Source organism: Wukongibacter baidiensis (genome assembly GCF_050888315.1).
Taxonomy (GTDB): Bacteria; Bacillota; Clostridia; order Peptostreptococcales; family Caminicellaceae; genus Wukongibacter; species Wukongibacter baidiensis.
In genome coordinates this window covers 1,137,489-1,160,551 of record NZ_CP138202.1, presented here as the reverse complement: position 1 = coordinate 1,160,551, position 23,063 = coordinate 1,137,489, and the positions used below count along the sequence as shown (strand labels likewise).

At 33.1% G+C, this 23,063-nt stretch carries 22 protein-coding genes; 19 read left to right on the top strand and 3 right to left on the bottom strand.

What is annotated here, in order from left to right; all coding sequences use genetic code 11:
- Window positions 1-7 precede the first annotated feature (7 nt).
- The 13 genes from R9X47_RS05545 (at window position 8) to R9X47_RS05485 (ending at window position 14,714) form a co-directional block, all read left to right on the top strand.
- A complete protein-coding gene (locus R9X47_RS05545) occupies window positions 8-991 on the top strand; it encodes an ABC transporter ATP-binding protein (protein ID WP_432665735.1) in 984 nt (327 codons plus the stop codon).
- Window positions 991-1,962 (top strand): ABC transporter ATP-binding protein, encoded by a 972-nt coding sequence (locus R9X47_RS05540; RefSeq protein WP_432665734.1) that lies wholly within the window; start codon window positions 991-993, stop codon window positions 1,960-1,962. The genes R9X47_RS05545 and R9X47_RS05540 overlap by 1 nt, the downstream gene beginning before the upstream one ends.
- On the top strand, window positions 1,937-2,155 hold the full coding sequence (locus R9X47_RS05535) for a hypothetical protein (protein WP_432665733.1): 219 nt from the start codon (window positions 1,937-1,939) through the stop codon (window positions 2,153-2,155). The genes R9X47_RS05540 and R9X47_RS05535 overlap by 26 nt, the downstream gene beginning before the upstream one ends.
- Window positions 2,156-2,314: 159 nt before the next feature.
- Window positions 2,315-3,154, top strand: coding sequence for a deoxyribonuclease IV (locus R9X47_RS05530; protein ID WP_432667586.1), 840 nt, complete (start codon window positions 2,315-2,317; stop codon window positions 3,152-3,154).
- Between the two features lie 148 nt (window positions 3,155-3,302).
- Window positions 3,303-4,040 carry a ZIP family metal transporter gene (locus tag R9X47_RS05525; protein WP_432665732.1) on the top strand — a complete coding sequence of 246 codons (738 nt, stop codon included), beginning with the start codon at window positions 3,303-3,305 and terminating at the stop codon, window positions 4,038-4,040.
- Window positions 4,041-4,142: 102 nt separating this feature from the next.
- Window positions 4,143-5,306, top strand: coding sequence for a tRNA epoxyqueuosine(34) reductase QueG (gene queG / locus R9X47_RS05520; RefSeq protein WP_432665731.1), 1,164 nt, complete (start codon window positions 4,143-4,145; stop codon window positions 5,304-5,306).
- Between the two features lie 293 nt (window positions 5,307-5,599).
- Window positions 5,600-7,945, top strand: a complete 2,346-nt coding sequence (locus tag R9X47_RS05515) for a Lon protease family protein (RefSeq protein WP_432665730.1) — start codon at window positions 5,600-5,602, stop codon at window positions 7,943-7,945.
- A gap of 493 nt (window positions 7,946-8,438) precedes the next feature.
- Entirely contained in the window at window positions 8,439-9,395 is a 957-nt protein-coding gene (locus R9X47_RS05510; protein ID WP_432665729.1) for an L-threonine 3-dehydrogenase, read from the top strand.
- A gap of 47 nt (window positions 9,396-9,442) precedes the next feature.
- Window positions 9,443-10,633, top strand: a complete 1,191-nt coding sequence (locus R9X47_RS05505) for a glycine C-acetyltransferase (protein WP_432665728.1) — start codon at window positions 9,443-9,445, stop codon at window positions 10,631-10,633.
- Between the two features lie 413 nt (window positions 10,634-11,046).
- Window positions 11,047-12,075 carry an L-threonine 3-dehydrogenase gene (gene tdh, locus R9X47_RS05500; RefSeq protein WP_432667585.1) on the top strand — a complete coding sequence of 343 codons (1,029 nt, stop codon included), beginning with the start codon at window positions 11,047-11,049 and terminating at the stop codon, window positions 12,073-12,075.
- A gap of 131 nt (window positions 12,076-12,206) precedes the next feature.
- Window positions 12,207-13,397 (top strand): glycine C-acetyltransferase, encoded by a 1,191-nt coding sequence (locus tag R9X47_RS05495; protein ID WP_432665725.1) that lies wholly within the window; start codon window positions 12,207-12,209, stop codon window positions 13,395-13,397.
- A gap of 176 nt (window positions 13,398-13,573) precedes the next feature.
- Window positions 13,574-14,206, top strand: coding sequence for an endonuclease III (gene nth / locus R9X47_RS05490; RefSeq protein WP_432665724.1), 633 nt, complete (start codon window positions 13,574-13,576; stop codon window positions 14,204-14,206).
- Window positions 14,207-14,270: 64 nt separating this feature from the next.
- On the top strand, window positions 14,271-14,714 hold the full coding sequence (locus tag R9X47_RS05485) for a GNAT family N-acetyltransferase (RefSeq protein WP_432665723.1): 444 nt from the start codon (window positions 14,271-14,273) through the stop codon (window positions 14,712-14,714).
- A gap of 61 nt (window positions 14,715-14,775) precedes the next feature.
- Here the strand turns inward: R9X47_RS05485 and R9X47_RS05480 are convergent, their stop codons facing one another.
- The gene (locus tag R9X47_RS05480) at window positions 14,776-15,132 is read right to left on the bottom strand and encodes a helix-turn-helix domain-containing protein (RefSeq protein WP_432665722.1); all 357 of its coding nucleotides are present in this window, start codon (window positions 15,130-15,132) and stop codon (window positions 14,776-14,778) included.
- A gap of 435 nt (window positions 15,133-15,567) precedes the next feature.
- Between R9X47_RS05480 and R9X47_RS05475 the strand changes: the two genes are divergently transcribed.
- From R9X47_RS05475 to R9X47_RS05460, 4 genes are all read left to right on the top strand, one after another.
- On the top strand, window positions 15,568-16,797 hold the full coding sequence (locus tag R9X47_RS05475; RefSeq protein ID WP_432665721.1) for a tetratricopeptide repeat protein: 1,230 nt from the start codon (window positions 15,568-15,570) through the stop codon (window positions 16,795-16,797).
- A gap of 15 nt (window positions 16,798-16,812) precedes the next feature.
- The gene (locus R9X47_RS05470) at window positions 16,813-16,953 is read left to right on the top strand and encodes a hypothetical protein (RefSeq protein ID WP_432665720.1); all 141 of its coding nucleotides are present in this window, start codon (window positions 16,813-16,815) and stop codon (window positions 16,951-16,953) included.
- Window positions 16,954-17,258: 305 nt separating this feature from the next.
- Window positions 17,259-18,488 carry a tetratricopeptide repeat protein gene (locus R9X47_RS05465; protein ID WP_432665719.1) on the top strand — a complete coding sequence of 410 codons (1,230 nt, stop codon included), beginning with the start codon at window positions 17,259-17,261 and terminating at the stop codon, window positions 18,486-18,488.
- Window positions 18,489-18,874: 386 nt separating this feature from the next.
- Entirely contained in the window at window positions 18,875-19,426 is a 552-nt protein-coding gene (locus R9X47_RS05460; protein WP_432665718.1) for a cupin domain-containing protein, read from the top strand.
- Between the two features lie 78 nt (window positions 19,427-19,504).
- On the opposite strand, the gene R9X47_RS05455 is transcribed toward R9X47_RS05460, so the two are convergent.
- Together R9X47_RS05455 and R9X47_RS05450 are read right to left on the bottom strand one after the other, a co-directional pair.
- Entirely contained in the window at window positions 19,505-20,494 is a 990-nt protein-coding gene (locus tag R9X47_RS05455; RefSeq protein WP_432665717.1) for a dipeptidase, read from the bottom strand.
- Between the two features lie 24 nt (window positions 20,495-20,518).
- On the bottom strand, window positions 20,519-21,724 hold the full coding sequence (locus R9X47_RS05450) for a DUF819 domain-containing protein (protein ID WP_432665716.1): 1,206 nt from the start codon (window positions 21,722-21,724) through the stop codon (window positions 20,519-20,521).
- A 340-nt stretch (window positions 21,725-22,064) separates the two neighbouring features.
- Between R9X47_RS05450 and R9X47_RS05445 the strand changes: the two genes are divergently transcribed.
- Window positions 22,065-22,346: a DUF503 domain-containing protein gene (locus tag R9X47_RS05445; RefSeq protein WP_432665715.1), complete on the top strand. Its 282-nt coding sequence runs from the start codon at window positions 22,065-22,067 to the stop codon at window positions 22,344-22,346.
- A 34-nt stretch (window positions 22,347-22,380) separates the two neighbouring features.
- Window positions 22,381-23,034: an endonuclease III gene (gene nth / locus R9X47_RS05440; protein ID WP_432665714.1), complete on the top strand. Its 654-nt coding sequence runs from the start codon at window positions 22,381-22,383 to the stop codon at window positions 23,032-23,034.
- Window positions 23,035-23,063: the final 29 nt, after the last annotated feature.

Here is a 23,063-nt window from a genome sequence, read left to right as displayed (position 1 = left end):
GATAAAAGTGGCAGAGTATTTATTGGACGTAAAAAATGTAAAAACTCATTTTTTCACAGATAAAGGCGTTGTTAAAGCAGTTGACGGAGTTGACTTTAAAATTAAAAAGGGTGAGACCCTAGGTATAGTTGGAGAATCAGGTAGTGGGAAAAGTGTTACATCAATGTCTGTAATGCAGCTAGTAGAAGAACCTGGAAAGACAGTAGAGGGAACTATAGCCTTTAGAGGAGATAACCTATTAGATAAGTCTTTAGCGGAAATGCAGACGATTCGTGGAAATGAGATTTCTATGATATTTCAGGAGCCTATGACTTCACTAAATCCTGTTTTTAAGATAGGTGAGCAAATAATGGAGGTTCTAATACTCCATCAAGATATGACTAAGGATGAGGCGAGAAATAAGGCCATTGAGATGCTTAAACTAGTTGGTCTACCTCGAGCTGAAAGAGTTGTTGATGATTACCCTCACCAACTAAGTGGAGGAATGCGTCAAAGAGTTATGATAGCTATGGCATTGGCATGTCAGCCTAGCTTATTAATAGCTGATGAACCTACAACAGCTCTTGATGTTACAATTCAGGCTCAAATATTGAAACTGATGAATGATTTAAAAGAAAAATTAGGAACGGCTATTATGCTTATAACCCATGATTTAGGAGTTGTAGCACAAATGGCTGACCACGTTATAGTAATGTACTGTGGAAAGGTAGTTGAGGATGCTCCAGTTGAAGAGCTGTTTGAAAATCCAAAGCATCCTTATACAATGGGACTAATGAAATCAATCCCAAGCCTTGACGATGAAGGTGATAAAGAAAGATTAGATAGTATAGAGGGCATGGTTCCACATCCACTTCATTTACCAGAAGGGTGTTACTTCGAACCAAGATGTCCTTATGCTGTAGAAAAGTGTAAAAACCAAAAGCCAGTATTAGAAGAAATAGCAGAAGGTCATAAGGTAAGTTGTTTTGTTGTAGCTGAGGAGGTGAGATAATGGGGCAGGCGTTATTAGAAGTAAAAAATCTAAAAAAATATTTTCCAGTAACCGGTGGTTTTTTCAAGAAAACTGTTGGTTATGTAAAAGCTACAGATGATGTTTCCTTTGTAATCAATGAAGGAGAAACTCTGAGCTTAGTTGGTGAATCTGGTTGTGGTAAATCTACAACAGGTAGAGCTATACTTAGGCTTCACGAACCAACTGCTGGGGAAGTTTATTATAAAGGTCAAGATGTTACCAATGCATCCAAAGGTGAATTAACAGAGCTTAGAAAAGATATGCAAATAGTATTTCAGGATCCTTATAGTTCGCTAAATCCAAGAATGACAGTTGGACAGATAATAAGTGAGCCAATTGTTCAACATGGATTGATGAAAAAAGGAAAAGAGCTAGAAAAAAGAGTAAGTGAGCTTTTAGAAACGTGTGGATTAGCAAGCTATCATGTAAACCGTTATCCCCATCAATTCTCAGGTGGCCAAAGACAAAGAATTGGTATTGCTAGAGCTCTTGCCTTAAATCCATCGTTTATTGTAGCCGATGAGCCAGTATCAGCCTTAGATGTATCTATTCAATCTCAGGTACTAAATTTAATGATGGATTTACAAGAAGAACTTGGATTATCTTATCTTTTTATTTCCCACGATCTTAGTGTTGTAAAACATATAAGTGATAGGGTTGGAGTTATGTATTTAGGTTCATTAGTTGAGCTTGCAAGTAAAAAGGATTTATTTGCTGGTCCAAAGCATCCATACACTCAGGCTTTACTATCTGCTATTCCAGTTCCTAATCCAAAGGCTAGAAAGCAACAAATCATTTTAACGGGTGATATACCAAGTAACGTAAATCCTCCATCGGGCTGTAAATTCCATACTCGTTGCCCTTATGCCCAGGCTATATGTAAAGAGAAAGTGCCTGAATTTAGAGATTTAGGAGACAAACACTTTGTGGCGTGTCACATCGCGCAATAAAAAGCATAAGGAATGGGTAGAAAAGCGAGAGAAGCAATTGGAGGATGAATATAAGGAGCAACCTTTAGACGTAGGTTGGAAGGATATTCTAGCAATGACTATTGCAGCTTTTCAGGTCTTAATGCCAGTATTTTTCCTTGTAGCAATTTTGATAGGATTAGTATTTCTAGGATTTCATTTTATTTTAAAATAGCATACTATATAATAAAAAAATGCTGATAATTAATTTAATCAGCATTTTATTTTTTGTTGTTTATTCTTAAAATAATGGGGTAAGTTTATAAGATATAGGAAATTATAAATCTATTATAAAAGACCTTGTTTTAACGTGGAATAATATTAAGGAGATGAAATAATGTATATAGGTGCACATTTGTCGATAGCGAAGGGTTACGAGGCTACAGTAAAACAGGCAATCAGTATTGGAGCAAATACATTTCAGTTTTTTACGAGAAATCCAAGAGGTGCTAAAGCTCGAAAACTAGACTTAGAGGATATAAAAATTGCTGATGAATTGTGCCTAAAACATGATTTTGGACCTCTATTAGCTCATGCACCCTATACATATAATTTTGCTTCAAATAAGGATAAAACATGGGAATTAGCTAAAAATCTATTGAAGGATGACTTTGCAAGACTTTCATACTTAGATAATTGTAAATATATAGTTATGCATCCGGGTAATCATCTAGGAGAAGGAATCGATTATGGTATTGAAAGAATAGCAGAAGGTATAAACGAGGTTCTACAGGGGGATGAGAATACCATGCTCCTATTAGAGACTATGTCCGGTAAGGGTACAGAGGTTGGCTATAAGTTTGAACAACTAAGGCGTATTATTGATAGAGTTAATTATAATGAACAGGTCGGAGTATGTCTTGATATCTGTCATGTTTATTCTGCTGGCTATGACGTTGTTGATAATTTGGATGGGGTCATAAAGGAGTTTGATGAAAAAGTTGGTCTTCATAAATTAAGGGCCATACACTTAAACGATAGTCAGCATGGATTAGATAGTAGGAAGGACAGACACGCATGTATTGGGGAAGGAAGCGTTGGATTAGACTCAACCCTAAACATTATTAATCATCCTAAATTGCAAGGAATACCATTATTTCTCGAAACTCCAAATGAAGCTGAAGGACATCAAAGAGAGATAAAACTTTTAAAATATGGATCAAATAACTTATAGGTGCTGTCTCATAAAGGTTTATTATGAGCCCAGACCCCGGGGTGTTTCAGAAATTCGCCATTCTGAGACACCTCTTTTTTCTTTTTTTAATAAAATACTGCATTCCTTCCCATAATAGTAGTAAACCATAAAATAGGGAGTGGATTATTTGAAGGCATTGATTGCTGGCACGATTGCAGGTCTGGTTACTGGACTAGGAACCTTGCCTCTATTATTTGTTCGAAGAATAACAAAAACTCTAGAAGATTTTCTATTAGGTTTTGCGGCGGGAATAATGATATTTGCCAGTTCTTTTAGCCTGATACTACCGGCACTGAAGGAAAAAAATATTATTCAGGTAATATTAGGATTGTTGACGGGTGCGGTTATAATGGCAATAGTAGAGGTTTCGGTTCCTCATATTCATTTAGATAAGCTTAAAATAATAGACTTCAAAGATGAGACTATAAAGAAAACCATGTTACTTCTTTCCGCTATAATAATTCATAGCATTCCTGAAGGGTTGGCAATTGGTATAGGTTACACTTCAGAAAAAAACTCAATAGGATTAGTTATGACGATAGCTATCGCTGTTCAGAATGCTCCAGAGGGATTAGTAGTCTCTGCGCCACTTCTTCAAAAAGGATATTCAAAACCAAAAGCAATCGCCTTTGGATTTCTAGGCGGAATAGGCGAACCGATTGGAGCAGTACTGGGGGTTGTGATTGGTAACTTCCTTAAGAATTATATGGCATTTATATTTAGTCTAGCGGCTGGTGCAATGTACTATGTTGTATCCCATGAGTTAATTCCAGAGAGTCATTGCAATGGCAATCAAATGAAAGCCACCTTTGGAGTTATATTTGGATTTATAACTATGTTGCTAATTGATTATATGGTAAAATAAACTGTCTAGGTTTATATAGAATTAATGAGTTTTAAATCTATATATCTATAAAAAATACTAGAAGCTAGTTTATTTATCTAGCGGCTATAAACGGTGATTTAGGTGATTACGAAAGAGAAAATAATAAAATATGCCAAGGAAATAGATATTGATTTAATTGGCTTTACTAAGGCCGAGGTTTATCATGATTTAAGTGAAATTCTTAAGGAAAGAGAAGCTAAAGGATTTCTGTCTGGATTTGAAGAAAAGGATATTGAGAAAAGGATTAATCCGCAGCTTTCATTTGAAGACGTCAAAACCATAATTGTAGTTGGGATCTCATATTATGTGAAGAAAGAAGATGTTGAAGCTACTTCAATGGCAAAGCTCCATGGGAAAATATCTAGAAGTTCATGGGGAAAAGATTATCATAATGTATTAAGAGATAGAATGAAAAACTTATCAGAGTATATAACGAAACATGAAAGCAATTTCGAATTTAAATACTATGTAGATACGGGACCCTTAGTAGATAGACATCTAGCTTATAAGGCAGGAATAGGATGGTACGGAAAGAATAATTGTATTATATCCAAGGACCATGGTTCCTGGATTTTTATTGGATATATATTAAGCAATTTAGAGCTGGAAGCAGTAAATAAAGACACCATACTATTAGAATCACAAGCTGCTGATATGATTTCTAATGAAGAAAATATCAGCTGTAAAGACTGTAATGAGTGTATTAAAGCATGCCCAACTAATGCTATAATGAAAAACTATCAATATAACTCAAAACTGTGCATATCTTATTTAACCCAGACTAAGGATGATATTGATTATAGACTAAGGGAGAAAATGGGAAATAGCCTGTACGGTTGTGATATCTGTCAAATGGTTTGTCCATACAATAAAGGTATAACAACGTCTTGCAAGGACTTTGTACCAGAAAGTGAAATCTATAAGCCCGATTTGTTAGAATTGTTAAAACTGTCAAATAAGCAGTTTAAGAAAAAATTTGGTGAGACAGCCTTAAGTTGGAGAGGCAACAGAATTATTAAGAGAAATGCCATAATTGCCATTGGTAATTCCGGAAAGAAGGAGGTCCTTCACAACTTAGTTGAGTATTTAAATAATCCTTCTGTGATGATTAGGAAATATACAGCTTGGGCAATTATGCGTCTAGATAAGGAACGGGGAAAGAAAATTCTAGATGAGTATCTGAATAAAGAAGAGGAATCTGAGATTATTGATGAAATTAAGAAATTGTACAGTTACTATTTGTAGAGAAAATTGCTAGGTTTAAAGAGAGCCTAGCAATTTCTATTTTTTGAGTTCACTTCTCGAAGAAAAATCTAACAAAAAAGAGGAATTTTATGTCCAAAGGTCTCTATTTTTCTCTTTTATAACCTCTAATCTAAGTAAAAGTAAATTCTCTGAAGAGCCTAAAAAAACTATACATTCAAGTAATGGATAAGTATTGAAAATAAAAATATACACAAAATTCTCCGAAATTTATGGAAGCAAAGGACGGTTTATTGAATATTATAGAATATAACTTCCATTAAAGGGGGAATTCTGTGAGAGAAAAAAATAAAATAAGTTATCATAAATTAAAAAGAATCTACAACTCAAGGTATTTTAAGTTTAAAACTACCAAGGATTTAGATAACTTCGACGGTATAATTGGCCAAGAACGAGCAGAAAAGGCCTTGGAATTTGGATTGAAAGTTAAAAATTCAAAATATAATATTTTTATATCAGGAATAAAAGGTACAGGAAGAACTAGCTATTGTATTTCTAAAGTAAGAGAAAATGCAAAAAAAGAAAGAGGTAATTTTGATTGGTGTTATGTTAACAATTTTAAAGAACCAGATAAACCTAAGAAAATTAGACTGCCCGCTGGTATGGGAAGGTTGTTTAGAGAGGATATGGACTTCTTTGTTAGGGAATTAATATCTGAAGTTCCAAAGGCTTTTATTAGCGAAGAATATCAAAAAAGAAAAAATGACATATTGAAGAAATACCAGGATGAGAAGAATGAGGTTCTAGACTATTTATTTGATTATAGTAAAAAACTAGGATTTGAAATAAAAAATGTTTCAACGGGCTTAGTATTTGTGCCACTAAAAGATGGAGAAAAGATTAGTGATGAAGAATATGAATTTCTAAGTGAAGAAGAAAAGAACGAATATGAGAAAAATGCAGAAGCAATACAATTAAAGGCTCTTGAGATACTCAGAAAAGTAAAGGTGATTGAAAAGGAAGCAAAGAAAAATTTACATGATTTTCAAAAAATGACAGCTCATTTTATTGTTAAACCTAGTATTGAGAGTATGGCTGAGAAGTATAGTGAATTTGATAAGGTTACTCAATATGTAAAAGAAGTAGAAGAGGACGTAATTGAAAATGTATCAGACTTTCAAATTATTGCTGAAGAAGATATATCAATTAATACCGATGTAAAGGACTTTGCACCAAGGTATTATGTCAATCTTATTGTAGATAATAGCGAAAAAGAAGGTGTTCCAGTTGTAATAGAAACTAATCCAACCTACAACAATCTTATAGGAGTCATAGAATATGAAAGTGAAAATAGCTCACTTAGAACGGACTTTACAATGATTAAATCCGGTGCTATTCATAGAGCAAATGGTGGATACCTAATACTAGATGCATTGGAGCTTTTAAGAAATCAACATGCGTGGACTGCCATAAAGAGGGCTCTATATAATAAAGAAGTTAAAATTGAAAGTTTGAGACATCAACTAGGAATAAGTGATTTAGCCACTCTTGATCCTGAAACAATACCGATAGACGTAAAAGTGATTCTAATAGGCAATCCATATATATATAGTTTACTCTACCAGTACGATGAGGATTTTCATAAACTATTTAAGATTAAGGTGGATTTTGATTCGATCATGGAAAATAACCTTGAGAACCAGTACAAAATGGCTTGTTTCATCAACTCGTTTTGTGAAAAGGAAGATTTAAAGCATTTTACAAAAGAAGGAGTATTTAAAGTTTTAGAGTATAGCAATAGAATTGCAGGGAGCCAGAAAAAACTATCAACTAGATTTAATAAAGTCACAGAGGTTTTGATAGAGTCCGATGCATGGGCAAATTATGAAGGAAACAGGTATATCACAGAAAGAAATGTACAGAAAGCAATAGAGGAAAAAAGAAAGAGAAATAACCGAATTGAAGATAGAATAGATGAATTATATCAGGATGGGAAAATTATTATTGATGTAAAAGGTAGTCAAGTAGGAAAGATTAACGGTCTCTCGGTACTTGATACTGGTGATTATGTATTTGGAAGGCCGACTGTTATTACGGTATCATCCTACGCCGGGACTAAGGGTATCATTAACATTGAAAGAGAAGTGGAGCTTAGCGGAAATATACATGACAAGGGAGTTATGATCTTAGAAGGATATCTAAACGAAAAGTTTGGTAAGAACAAACCTTTAAACATAACCTCGAAAATTTGTTTCGAGCAATCCTATAATGGGGTAGACGGTGACAGTGCTTCAAGTACAGAACTATATGGAATACTATCTAGTATTTCCAATATACCAATTAAGCAGAATTTTGGAGTAACTGGATCAGTGAATCAAAAAGGTGAGATTCAACCTGTAGGAGGAATAACTGAAAAAGTTGAAGGATACTATAATATATGTAAATACTTTGGATTAACGGGTCAACAAGGTGTAATAATTCCTGCTCAAAATGTTGATGACTTAGTTTTGAATAATGAGGTGATTGAAGCAGTTAGGACTGGACAGTTTAGTATATATTCTGTATCATCCATTGAAGAAGGTATGGAGATATTAACAGATAGAAAATTTAAGGAAATATCAGATGCTGTTGAAAAGAAACTAGAATCATATAGCAAAGCAGCCAATAAAAAAGAAAACTAAAATTTGCAACGATATGACAGACTAATTTTAAGTCTGTCATTAGTTTTTGCGAAATAGACTGAAAATTTTGTTTTTTTATCTGTTGCTTATTTATCTTTTGTAGTATACTAAAATTAAAAGATGTACGTGATAAAGGTACAAAGCGCGGCGATAACCCTAAAAGTGTACGCTATAAGAAAACATATTGCTTTCGTAGGCGGTCAAACCAATTGAAATAAAGTTACACCCTATATAGAAAATGATTATTATGGCAACCGAAATAAAGTTCTTAATATTGCTTCAAGTTATATAAATTGGCAATTTTAACCCTAATTATTCATGAAAAGTGTGAAAGGTTGCAAGTAATTTTGAATTCTAAGGCTTTCATCAAGTTCGAAGGAATACCAGAACTGTACGCCTGACATTTGATGGAGGTCTTAGAGTCAAAAGGACGCAGCAGAGTTTTAAATTTTTTATGGATAATTCGGGTTTAATAATAATGTGAGGTGATTAAATGAAAAGGATTTTAGTTACTGGAGCTTTAGGTCAAATTGGTTCAGAACTAGTTTTAAAGCTTAGGGAGATTTATGGTGAAAATAATGTTGTGGCTAGTAGTAGAAGCAGAGGCGATGATGGAAGAAAAGAAATAGTTGAGTCAGGGCCCTTTGAAGTAGTAGATGTTTTAAATCCACAGCAGATTGCAGAGTCAGTAGAAAAGTATGATGTAGATATGGTTATTCACTTAGCATCTATTCTTTCGGCGGTAGGAGAAGCAAAACCACATCTACTATGGAATGTAAACATGAACGGTCTATACAATGTTTTAGAAGTTGCTAGAGAGAAGGAGTGTGGTGTATTTGTCCCAAGCTCAATAGCAGCATTTGGACCAAGTACACCGATGGACTTAACTCCACAGGATACAATTCAAAGACCTACAACAATATATGGGGTTTCGAAGGTTGCTGGGGAACTTCTATGTGATTATTATCATGAAAGATTTGGTGTCGATACAAGAGGCGTTAGATTCCCGGGTTTAATTTCCTATAAGGCCTTGCCCGGTGGAGGAACAACAGATTATGCCGTGCATATTTACTATGAAGCTTTAAAAACGAAGGAATTTATATGCAACATAAAAGAAGGAACAAAGATGGACATGATGTATATGCCAGACGCACTAGACTGTATAGTTCAGTTAATGGAAGCAGATTCAGCTAAACTTAAGCATAGAAATGCCTTTAATGTAACAGCTATGAGCTTTGGACCAGAAGAGGTTTTTGCAGAAATTAAAAAGCATATACCAGAGTTTCGGATTGAGTATGAGGTTGATCCTGTTAAGCAAAAAATTGCTGAGTCATGGCCAAATTCATTAGATGATACTGCGGCTCGTGATGAGTGGGGATGGAATCCAAAATATAATCTTGAGACAATGACAGTGGATATGATTGAAAAATTAAAAGTAAAACTTGGATAAAAAATACCCCTTTATGTAAGCCTAATTAGAAATAAGGAGGTTTTACAATGTCAGATGTTCATGAGTTAAAATTCTTGAAAGAGAAAATTGAAGATCTTAAAAATCAGGGTGTATATAGAAAATTACCTGTTCTAGGTGGAGCTAATGAAGCAGAAATAACCTTAAATGGAAAAAAGGTTATCAACCTATCTTCCAATAACTATCTTGGGTTTGCAAATCATCCTAGAATAAAGAAAGCAGCCATAGATGCAGTAGAGAAATACGGTGTTGGAGCTGGTGCAGTAAGAACCATTGTTGGTAATATGGACATTCACGAAGAGTTAGAATCCGTATTAGCAGAATTTAAAAGAGAAGAAGCCGTAATGGTCTTTCAGTCGGGATTCAACTGTAATGCTGGGACTATTCAGGCTATAACTGAAAAAGGGGATCTAATAGTATCCGATGAATTAAATCATGCAAGCATTATAGATGGAGCAAGACTTTCAAAGGCCGATAAGACTATTTATAGACATAATGATATGAACAGTCTTGAAAAGGTTCTGAAAGAAAATAGAGATAAATACAGTAATATACTTATAATAACAGATGGTGTTTTTAGTATGGATGGTGACGTTGCTAACCTACCTAGTATAGTTGATTTAGCAGAAAAATATGAAGCTATGACATATGTAGATGATGCCCATGGATCAGGAGTTTTAGGTGAAAATGGCCGTGGAACAGTAGATCATTTTGGCTTACACGGTAGAGTAGACTTCAGCATTGGTACATTATCAAAGGCTATAGGTGTTATTGGTGGATATGTAGCGGGAAGTGAGACTATGCAAGATTGGTTAAGCCATAGAGGCAGACCACTTTTATTCAGTACATCTTTGCCTCCAGCAGCTGTAGGTGCAATAATTGAAGCTGTTAAGATGCTCATGGAATCTAGCGAGTATACAGACAGACTTTGGTCTAATGCTAAGTTCTTCAAAGAAAAGCTAGGTAAATTAGGGTTTGATATTGGAAATAGCCAGACTCCAATTACACCTGTTATTATCGGTGACGAAGCAAAAACCATGGAATTTTCTAGGAAGCTATTTGAAAATGGAGTGTTTGCATCGGGTATAGTATTCCCTACAGTACCTAAGGGAACCGGAAGAGTAAGATGCATGGTGACGGCTGGACATGACGAGGAGCAGTTAGAAAGAGCAGTGGCAGTATTTGAGAAGGTTGGTAAGGAAATGAATTTGTTTAAATAAAATATAATATATAACAGACATAAAGACCCATGGAATCAGTTTAGTGAAAATTATTAGATTGATCTATGGGTTTGTTTTTTAGTATATGAAAATTATGCATTATAAATATATCAATTTGCTTATAAAAAAAAATGAAATTATCAGAAACTTATTGATTATTTACTTTTTTATAGTATAATAAATTTATCAGATATGTACGCGAAGTGGAAACATAAACGGCTTTTGATAGCGGAAATGTAATTGATACAAACACAAACGTTTTTTAGTGAGGAATTATAGAAAACGTTATATTAGTTAATCAAATTAGTACAATATGTTTGAAAAGCGTACAAACAATAAAAGAAATCTTATCAAATACAAAATTGACTTAAAAATATGTTCAAAAAAGAAAGAGGGGATGCTTTGTGTCAAAAATGATGGATGCGTTAGTGAAAAAATATGCGGAGCCTGGTTTATGGTTAGAGAAAGTTCCTTTTCCAGAGATAAAAGAGGGAGAAGTACTTGTTAAAATGCATAAAACTGCTATATGCGGTACTGATGTACACATATATGATTGGGACAAATGGTCACAAGAAACTATTCCTGTACCGATGACAATAGGACATGAATTTGTTGGTGAAATAGTTGAAGTTGGAGAAGGGGTAAAGGATCTTAAAGTAGGAGATATAGTTTCAGGAGAAGGACATATTGTTTGTGGTAAGTGTAGAAACTGTCTTGCCGGTAGAAGACATTTATGTAAAGATACTGAAGGAATTGGTGTAAATAGAACAGGTATATTTGCTGAATATGCAGCTATTCCTGTTACAAATATATGGCTTTGTGACCCAACAATACCAAAGGATGTATTAAGTATTTTTGATCCTCTTGGAAACGCTGTCCATACAGCATTATCATTTGACTTATTAGGAGAAGATGTTCTTATTACAGGAGCAGGTCCTATAGGAATAATGGCAGCTGCAATAGCTAAACAAGCAGGAGCAAGATATATAGTTGTAACTGATGTAAACGACTATAGATTAGAACTTGCAAAGAAAATGGGAGCTACAAGAGTAGTAAATGTAACAAAGCAAACAATAAGAAGCGTAATGGACGAATTAGGAATGAAAGAAGGGTTTGACGTAGGTCTTGAAATGTCAGGAAATGCACAGGCATTTAATGATATGATAGATGCAATGTTCCACGGTGGTAAGATTGCATTATTAGGAATACAAGGACCTGAAACTCAAATAGATTGGAATAAGATAGTATTTAATGGCCTTTTCCTTAAGGGGATTTATGGAAGAGAAATGTTTGAAACATGGTACAAAATGACTGCTATGCTTCAATCAGGTTTAGATATAGAGCCTGTAATAACTCACAACTTCCACTATACAGAGTTTGAAAAAGGTTTCCAAGCAATGAAAAGTGGACAGTCAGGAAAAGTAATACTTAACTGGGACTAGATTAGGTATGTGGGGTTGAGAAGTCTGATTTCGGTTATCGAACTTCTCAGCCACGCATATATAGATATAAAAAGACTTAGAAGCTTTGCCTAGTAATTATCTAATTTTTTATTTAAAAGGAGAGTGAAGAAATGTTTAAAGCAGCAAAAGGGATTTATACTGAACAATTACAGGAAATCAAAGATAACGGATTATGGAAAGATGAAAGAATAATAACTACACCACAAAAAAGCAAAATAGACACAACTAAGGTAGATGGCGTTCTTAATATGTGTGCAAACAATTACCTTGGATTATCTAACAATGCATTAGTAAAGGAAGCTGCAAAGGGAAGCTATGACAACTGGGGATATGGATTATCATCAGTAAGATTTATCTGTGGAACACAAGAAGTACATAAAAAGTTAGAAGACAAGTTAACAGAATTCTTAGAAACTGAAGACACTATTTTATACTCATCATGCTTCGATGCAAATGGTGGACTATTTGAAACTATAACAACATCCGAAGACGCTATAATAAGTGATGAACTTAACCATGCAAGTATAATCGATGGAGTAAGACTTAGTAAAGCTAAAAGATATAGATACAAAAACAACAATATGGCTGACTTAGAAGCTCAACTTATCCAAGCAGACAAGGATGGAGCACGTATCAAGCTTATAGCAACAGATGGTGTATTCTCAATGGACGGAATAATAGCTAACCTAAAGGGAATATGTGACCTAGCTGATAAATACAATGCACTTGTAATGGTAGATGATAGCCATGCAGTTGGATTTACAGGAAAGCGCGGAAAAGGAACTCATGAATACAGAGATGTAATGGGAAGAGTAGATATAATAACAGGAACACTTGGAAAAGCTCTAGGTGGAGCTAGTGGTGGTTACACAAGTGGTAGAAAAGAAATAATAGACCTACTTAGACAACGTTCAAGACCATACCTATTCTCAAATACATTAGCACCAGCTATCGCTACAGCATCATTAAAGGTTTTAGAGATACTTACAGAAAGTACAGAACACAGAGATAAGCTTGAAGAAAACACAAGATACTTTAGAGAAAAAATAAAGGATATCGGCCTTGAAATTATAGAAAGTGAACATCCAATAGTTCCAGTAATGCTTGGTGATGCAGTACTTTCACAGAAAATGGCAGAAAAAATGCTTGAAAAAGGTGTTTATGTAATTGGTTTCTATTATCCAGTAGTTCCAAAGGGTAAAGCAAGAATCAGAACACAAATTTCAGCAGCTCACTCAAAGGAAGATTTAGACTTTGCAATAAATGCATTTAAAGAGGCGAAGGAAGAACTAGGAATCTAGAAAACATTATATATTGTGTATAAGACCCATGGGATTACTCTAACAAAAATGTTATAGCAATCCCATGGGTTCATTTTTTTTAGAAGTTAGATTGAATATTAGAGCATTTGGGTATAATGGGATTAGGTTTAGAAGCAGAAATTTTATAGAGAATTTTCATATAGGAAGTGACGAATATGAATAAACAAGAAGTATTAAAAGTTATAGAATTGCTAGAAAAAGAGTATCCAAATGCTAAATGTGAGCTTAACTATAATACACCTTTTCAGCTACTAGTAGCAACTGTCTTATCGGCTCAAACTACAGACAAAAATGTAAATGCAGTTACCAAAACTCTATTTGTTGAGTATCCAGACCTAGACTCCTTCTTAACATTATCGAGAGAAGAATTAGAAAATAAGATAAAATCAATAGGACTATATAGAAGTAAATCAAAACATTTAATGAATATGTGTATAGCTTTAAAGGAGAAATTTGATGGCCAAGTGCCTAGAGAATTTGACAATTTAATTACCTTAGCTGGAGTAGGAAGAAAAACAGCAAATGTAGTTATAAGTAATGCATTTAATCAGCCAGCTATAGCCGTAGATACCCATGTTTTTAGAGTATCTAATAGGATAGGACTGGCAAAAGCTGATGACGTGTTAAAAACGGAGCTACAGCTTCAAAAGGCAATACCCAAAGAATACTGGAGTCTAGCACATCATCTATTAATATGGCATGGAAGAAGGGTATGTAAAGCTAGAAAACCTAATTGTGGTGAGTGTTTTATAAGAGAAGAATGTAAATACTATAGAAACATATTCTAAAAATTTATACTTACATTATAATAAGAAAAGTAAGTATATTAATATTTAAGGGGGGAGGAAATAGATGAATACATGTATATTTAATATTGAAGACAAGGATTTAAAAGAATGTGCTAGGTTATATGTAAATGTTTTTAATGCAGAGCCTTGGAATGACAAGTGGACTATTGAAACAGCATATAACAGGTTACATGATATTTATGTATCTCCTAAATTTGCTGGCATTAAGTATGTAGAGGAAGGCATCATAAAAGGTGCGGTCTTTGGAAACTGTGAGCAATGGTATGAGGGGATGCATTTTAATATTAGAGAAATGTTTGTAACAAATGAGCTACAAGGAAAAGGAATAGGTAGCAAAATGCTGAAATCATTAGAAGAAAGAATTCAGGAGTTTGGGGTAAATACTATTATTCTGTTTACTGAAAAAAATTGCCATACTGATAGATTCTACAGGAAGAACGGGTTTAATGAACTTGACTTTATGAGTATGATGGAAAAAAATATATAATCAAATTGCAAAGATATGTATTTGAAAAGTAAAGAATTGATGATAAGCACACTGATACTAATCAGCGTGCTTTATTTTTTTTAGAAATTAACAAAATATTATCAATAATATCTAAGATAATCTTTTGGTCAGCTTCGTTTAAAGAGTATAGTTTTTCTATAATAACCGATAAATTCTTAGTTTTATCTTTGTTAGATTGACAAGGTTGTATGTATCTAAATAATTCTTCAAATGATATCTCAAGAGCATTTGTAATTTTTTCAAGACTGCCAAGTGTAGGGCTTTTTTCACCACGTTCAATTTCACCCATAAATGACCGATTTATATTAGCTAGATGAGCTAATTCTTCTTGACTGAAACCTTTATCTTTACGTAGAGATTTTATTCTTTTTCCTATTATTTTTGATAAATCACTCAAGACATTACCTCCTTTTAAGTCAAACTACCTTGAAAGATGTCAATTCGCAACATGCTAAAAACAATAAATACAAATAAAACATGCTAAAGACATAAAAAATGCTTGAAAACTTTGGGGAATAGGATATAATGGAAAAAAAGACATAGTTTTCAATAAAAGAGAGGAGGAAAGTCTATCAGTCTTACAATAGATAAAAATCAACAAACATTGCAACATTATCAGGTTGTTAATAATAGCATTATGTTTTGATTACATAAACAAACGTGGGAAAAAAAGGAGTGAAGGTAAAGCGGGCCTCTACTCAGGTATGCAAGGAAATATTTGTGAGTTTTTTTCATATTAATAGAGGAATTGTCAATAATTTGTAGAATTAATAAATAAATGTTGGATTATGTGTAAGAAGGTCGGATTATATCAGGAAAGTGGATGATAAATGTGAAAAAGTTTAACCTTAGTCACATAAAAATACTGTCACCGGAAGAACAGGTTGAGGAAAAAATAATAGAGCGATTTGGAGATGTTGATAGTTTTGCAAAGCAAATAAATATGGATACAAAGACCGTATACCAATATCTTAAGGAATTAGAACAAGGGTCAAATTTATTCAAAGATAAATTATGCGAAGCACTTAATATGAAGAGTGATGAATTAATAAAATCTGATAAAGAACAGATTAAGAATATGGTCCAAAGTATCAGTGATAATCTTCAAACATACCAAGGTAATGAGGATCTTTATATCCTTAATGCTTTGAAAGTATTGTGCGTTGATAATAACTTGAAAGTCGAAGCTTTAGTAATGCAAAGAAATATTGCTATGTATTATTTTTATACTGGCATTACTAATAGGGCAGTAGGTGCAATGGAGAATACCATTAGCTTAGTGAAAGATCGTGATTTATTAATAAAGTGGAAGTCTGAGCTTGGACTCATGTATTTTTCGCAGTGTAATTATGAAAAGTCAAGAAAAGTGCATGAAGAAGTTGAAAAATTACTAAATAAAGCAAATAGAGTTGATAAAAGAACAAAATATTTACACTATTATCGATATGGACTATTGGAGAGTAATACTTCAAACTACTTATCAGCAGAAAGACTATTTGAGAAATCCTTAGAATATGTTAAATCAAGCACTGATAAGGGCGACTCCATAGTGAATATAGGATTGAGTTATAAACGGCGTGGTGATTACCAGGAAGCTATAGGGCACTATAATAAAGCTTTAGATGTTTTTGAGGAGGGTGTAAATAAGAGTAAGGCGTATAATAACCTTGCTGAACTATATAAGTGTTTAGGAGAATATGATAAGGCTTTACTTTATATTCAAAAAGCCTTTGATAACATGGACAAGAATAACATTACCAGACATTTCTTATATTATCAAACTTATGCTCAGATACAAATATTAAAAGGTGATCACGAGAAAGTCGTAAGCAAACTATATGAATTGGTAATGGGTATGGAGGATCATTTTGTATATGATCAAGTTAAAATTAAAGGGATAAGGACATTGATAGACTATTGCATTAAAACCGATGATATTGATATGCTGGAACATGTACGAGACTTTCTTATTAGTCTAATTGAAAAGAAAACCGAAGACGATGAGGAATATTTAAATGTCTTGTATGGGTTTATCGGGGAGATTAGACTTCACACTAGATAAAGAGGAGGTGGAAATATGAAAAATAAAATTTTAACTCTAATAGTAGCATTATCGTTAGTCGCTACTACGACTGTGATTTCCTTTGCAACCGATGATGATATTCCAAAATCCATAAAACCAATATTTTTAATGTATAAATTAACACCAAATAAGTAAGGTGAGATTATCTAGTCTAGTTTGAAATTTGTCGTTAACAGGCTTTTATTTCATGATTTCAGTTGTGGAGTAAAAGCTTGTTTTTTTTGAAAATTCTATTGAAAATACAGTAAAGAATCTGAGAGAAGTAAACTGAAATATACTAAGTATACATTTCGAGTTTGAAACTAAGAAAATGTTGTTAAACTGTAGGTGGAAATTTTTCATTTTAATAGAGGAATTGTAAAAATCTTGTAGAAATAATAAGTATATGATAGATTATGTGTAAGAAGGTCGGATTATATCAGGGAAAGCGGATGATAAGTGTGAAAAAATTTAACCTTAGTCACATAAAGATACTGTCACCGGAAGAGCAGGTTGAGAAAAAAGTAATAGAGAGATTTGGTGATATTGATAGTTTTGCAAAACAAATCAATATGGATACTGAGAGCGTGTATCAAAATCTTAATAAAATAGAACTAGGTTCAAAACTGTTTGTGGATGAACTGTGCGAAGTACTTAATATGAAGGTTAATGAATTAATAAAATCGAATAAAGAGCAGATTAAGTATATGGTTCAAAGTACTAGTGACAATCTTCAGTCATATCGGGATGATGAAGATATTCATCTACTTAGAGCAATTAAAGGCTTGTGCATAGATAATAATTTAGAAGAAGAAGCTTTAGTAATGAGAAGAAATATTGCTATGTATTACTTTTACACTGGTATTCCTAATAGAGGAATAGATTTTATGAAAAATACCATTAGCTTAACAAAAAATCTTAAGTTATTAATAAAGTGGAAATCTGAGTTGGGACTCATGCATTATTTGAGATGCAACTATAAAAAGTCAAGAAAAATACATGAAGAAGTTGAGGAGTTACTAAATAAAGCTAATGGGGTTAATGATAGTACGATATATTTACATTATTATCGATACGGAATTGTGGAACACAAGATTACAAACTACTTATTAGCAGAAAAGCTATTTGTGAAATCTTTAGAATATGCAAAATCAAGTATTGATAAGGGCGATTCTATAGTGAACATAGGTTTAGCTTATAAATGGCGTGGAAAATACAATAAAGCTATAGAATATTATAATAAAGCATTAGATATTTTTGAGAAAGATCTAGATAAGGCTGCAGCATATAATAACATTGCTGAAGCATATAAGTGTTTAGGCAAATACGATAGGGCTTTAATCTACATTCAAAAAGCTTTTGAGTGTATTGGAAAGAGTAACATTACCAGGCTCTTTTTATATTATGAAACTTATTCTCAGATACAGATACTAAGAGGAGATTATGAGAAGGCTATAAAAAAACTACAAGAATTGATAAAGGGTATAGAGGATAATTTCGTACATAACCAAACTAAAATGAAAGCAATAAAAACGCTAATAGACCATTGTATTAAGGACAATAACGTCAGTATGCTGAACCATATACGAGATTTTATTATAGATTTAGTTGAAAAAGAACCAGAAAAGCATGAGAAATACTTAAATAATTTGTATGGATTTATAGGTGGAATTAGACTGTATACTAATTAAACATTGGATTGTGTAAGAAAAGCTATGGGATTAGTCTAGCAAAATGTTAAACTAGTCCTATGGTTTTTATTTTTATAATATACAACTAGGATAGGATTAGCAAAGCTTGATGATGTACTTAAAATTGAGCCATCGCTTCAAAAGGCAATATCTAAAGAGTATTGGAATATGGCACATCATTTTTTTTCAATGGAATTGAAGAAGGATATGCAGAGCTAGGAAAATTGATTGTGTTGAATGTCTGATAAAATATGAATGTAAACATTGTAATAATATACTCTATCACAAGATGTTATAATTATGATATAATGAAGATGAAATCTGAATTTGGGTAAAATTGTAATTATAATGTAAAAAATGGAACTTGATAAAGGAGCAAGTATATAATGGATATAGATGTTGGTTCAAAAATTAGAGAAATTAGAAAAAAAATGAAAATGAGTATTGCAACGTTGGCAAAACAAACGGGAGTAAGCTCAGGAATGATAAGTCAAATTGAAAACAGAAAAGTAGTTCCAACTGTTACGGTGATGTGGAAAATTGCAAAAGCATTAGATGTTAATATTGGATATTTTTTTAATGAAATAGTTGAACCGTTACCTAATCCAGTTGTGCGTAAAGATGAAAGAAAAAAAATGCTTATAGGTAACTCAAAATGTCTATATGAGATGTTGACTCCTGATTTAAATAGAAAAATCGAGTACCTTCTCATTACCTTAGAAGATCAGTCAGAAACAACTACTGATTTTGTCCATCATGAAGGAGAAGAATGTGGATATGTAATTGAAGGTGTCCTTAGAGTTTATCTGGGGGATAAAGAGTACCTTTTATCTGAAGGTGATAGTATTTCTTTTAGCAGTGACATTCCCCATTATTATGAAAATGCTGGTGAAGGAAAATGTATCTCAATATGGGCGATGACACCTCCTTCATGGTAAATATAACATGGAGTAAGTAAAAAGGGTCTTTACTGGCAATGCATCAGTAAAGACCCTTTTTTATATGGTGAACCTTATCTATTGTTTTAACACTGCTTTGATTACACGATCATAATTTTTATAAGCGATTTTCTCAATTTCATTTTTAGAAAATCCAGAATTTCTTAATACCGTTATCAATTGATTGACTTGCGATACATCATTGAGACCATCAACCCCTGCTCCTGGTTTGAGGGATGCTGGATCATTAAAGTGATTCATAGTTGTGTCATTAATGAAATCACAGAAATCAAAGCCAAAGGCTACATGGTCGATTCCAATTAAATTTGCTATATATTTAATATGTGCCACAAGTCCGTCGATATTTTGTTTACTTCTGGATTCATGAACAAATGACCTAAAACTATTTACTCCAATTATACCACCTGAATCTGCAATGGATTTCAGTTGTAGGTCATCAAGATTTCTATCATGAGTACATAGAGCACGAGCATTTGAATGAGATGCGATTATGGGTTTTGAAACAATGTCTACAGCATCCCAAAAAGAGCGATCATTTAGGTGTGAAACATCAAACAGCATACCCAATTCCTCAATTTTTTTTATAGCTGAGCGCCCATAAGGGGTAAGACCTCTTTTTCTATTGCCAAGAATACCAGTCGCTAATTTGTTTTCTTCATTCCAAGTTAGTGATGCGTGTCGTACACCAAGCTCATAATATTGCTGTAGCAAAATTATGTTTGTATCGATATGACTAAGACCTTCCATCCCGATAAGTACTTTGATTCGAGTGTCCTCAACATTAGCATAATCCTCGTGATTTTTTATAACCTTTAAAATGTCTTTAGAAGATTTAATTTCATGTTGCATACACTCAACGATTTGAGCTACTCTAGCTACAGGATCTTCATCATAAGGAGGATCGACCCAGATGACAAAAATGCCTCCATCAACATTTCCAGCCTCAAATTTTTTTAAATGATTTTCTCTAAATACATCTCTCATATTCTTAACTATGTATTTATTAGTTATATCTGTCCAAATATCAGCATGTCCATCAAATATCACTGTGTTTCCTCCTAATATATATTGTTACATAAGTATATTTCCAATAATTATTCCGAAATAATTGCCTATAATATAGCCTAACGTTCCTACCACCATTATAGGGCCAATCAATTCAATCCAACCCTTTGAAATTGCCATTGCAGCAGCTGTAGTTGGTCCGCCAATATTAGCATTAGAGGCTAATATAATCTCTTCCAAATTAAATTTAAGAAGTTTACCCATACCAAATGTTACTAGCATATTCATACCTACCATGACAGCACAGAAAAGCAATAGCAATGGTGATCTTTGAAGAATCAATGAAATTGAAGCTGGGACACCAATAACTACAAAGAATATATAAATTAGAAATGTACCAATTTCTTGAGAACCTTTGATATTACTAAAATAATTCGGGAAAAGCGTGGCACCAAGCATTGTAAGTGTTGTTATTAATAAGTACTTATTTGACAATAAGCTATTTAGAACGTTTAATACGGGATTTGTTGTTGGAATTATTAAACCAAACCACTTTGCAATTTCAGCGGATACGGCAACGATAGCAAATGCAGTAGAAATTGCAAAGGCAATATCTTTTAAAGAAATTTCTTTTCTACCCCAGTAATTTGCGGCTAATGTTTTATTATCATTAGTACCAACACGTTCTACTTCATCAACATGAGGATGAGAAAAGTGTTTTCTGAAAAATCCTATTGAGGGAATTGCTATAAGAACAAAGAAGTATAGTGCCATTAACAAGTTATCTGCTACGACGGCTGCTGAAACAAGTTCGCCAGGAACTTCAAATGAACCAGCCATTGCTGCAAAATTTACACCGCCACCAATATATGATCCTGACATCATAGCTGCAACTTTTGTTAAATCGGGTATGTATTTACTCAACGAAATATACCCCAAAGTAGCACCAAGCATTGTCCCAACCGAGCTGATTAGAAAAATTATTAAAATTCGACCGCTTTCTCTCCAAATTTTCTTTATATCACATTTAAAAAGAAGTAAAGGAATTGCAAGTGGAACTACGTACCCCCATACTTGGTCATACGCAGGAGCGTCAGTTGGAATGATTTTAAGATTAGATAAAACAAGTGCTCCAACAAGTGCTATAATTGCTCCAGAAACTTTTGCAGCCCATTGATACTTTTGCTCCAAAAAAATACTTATTGCTGCCCAACCTGTTAGAAATGCCCATAAAAGCCATGTATTATCTGGGCTGATAAATGAGTTTTGCATAATAATTCTCCTTTCATATTTTGAATGTTTAATATATTAAACTTATATTCAGTATACTATACAAATACATAATATTCAATATATTAAATAAAATTTCATATATTGAACGTTGAAATTAAAAAAACTCTCCTATACTTCTGGATTGTATGATCTTGAGAATGTATACTGTATATAAAACCCATAGGATTAGTTTATCAAAAATGTTAAACTAGTCCTATGGGTTTAATTTTTATGACACAAATGAAAATATAAGTCTATTAAGATTGAAGCAGCATTTTTTTTGTAATATAATTGTATTATATGGGGAATTTTGATAATAAAATGATGAAAGAGGATTTAGATGATTATAGGTAGTTGTGAAGTGGAATTGATAATTTTTAGTGCTAATTCCTTAAAGGAAAAAAGACAGATAATCAAAAGTTTAATACAAAGAATACAATCTAGATTTAATGTTTCTATAGCTGAAGTAGACTTAAATGATATATGGAGAAGATCGGTAGTTGGATTTGCATGTGTAACTACTTCATCAAAGCATGCAAATCAAATGATTAATACTGTTATTAGATTTATAGAAAACGACAATAGAGTAGAGATCGTTAATTGTGAGACGGAACTATTGTAAGTTAGTAGCAAAATAAGTAAGAAAGGATTTTTTTATGCCTAGGAAAAGTAAGGTTCTTTCAAAGAAGGAAATGAAAGAGGCACTGAAGATATTAGAAGGACTATATCCACAAGCAGAATCTGAGCTTGATTATAACTCGCCATTTGAACTCCTAATCTCAACGATTTTGGCGGCTCAATGTACAGATAAGAGAGTAAACCAAGTTATGGGAGAAGTATATAAGACATATAATACCCCAGAAAAATTTCTTGAATTGAGTCAAGAAGAACTAGGTCTTATGATTAAAAGCTGTGGATTTTATAGAATGAAGTCTAAAAATATATTAAATACATGTAGAATCTTAGTTGAGAAACATGATTCAAAGGTACCTGACACCATTGAAGAACTGATGGAGCTTCCTGGTGTAGGTAAGAAGACTGCTAATGTTGTAGTGAGCAATGCCTTTGGAAAGGATGCTATTGCAGTTGATACACATGTTTTTAGAGTCTCAAATAGAATTGGACTAGCCAATAGCAAGGACGTTGTTGGAACGGAAGAACAATTAATGAAAAATATTGATAAAAAATTGTGGTCAACAGCCCATCATTGGATTCTACTCCATGGTAGAAGAGTATGTAAGGCTCGAAAGCCAATGTGCGAGGAATGTCCATTAACTGAGATCTGTTTATATTATAGAAATATTTTTTGAGAAAGTCGTTAATATTTTAAAACAAGGTA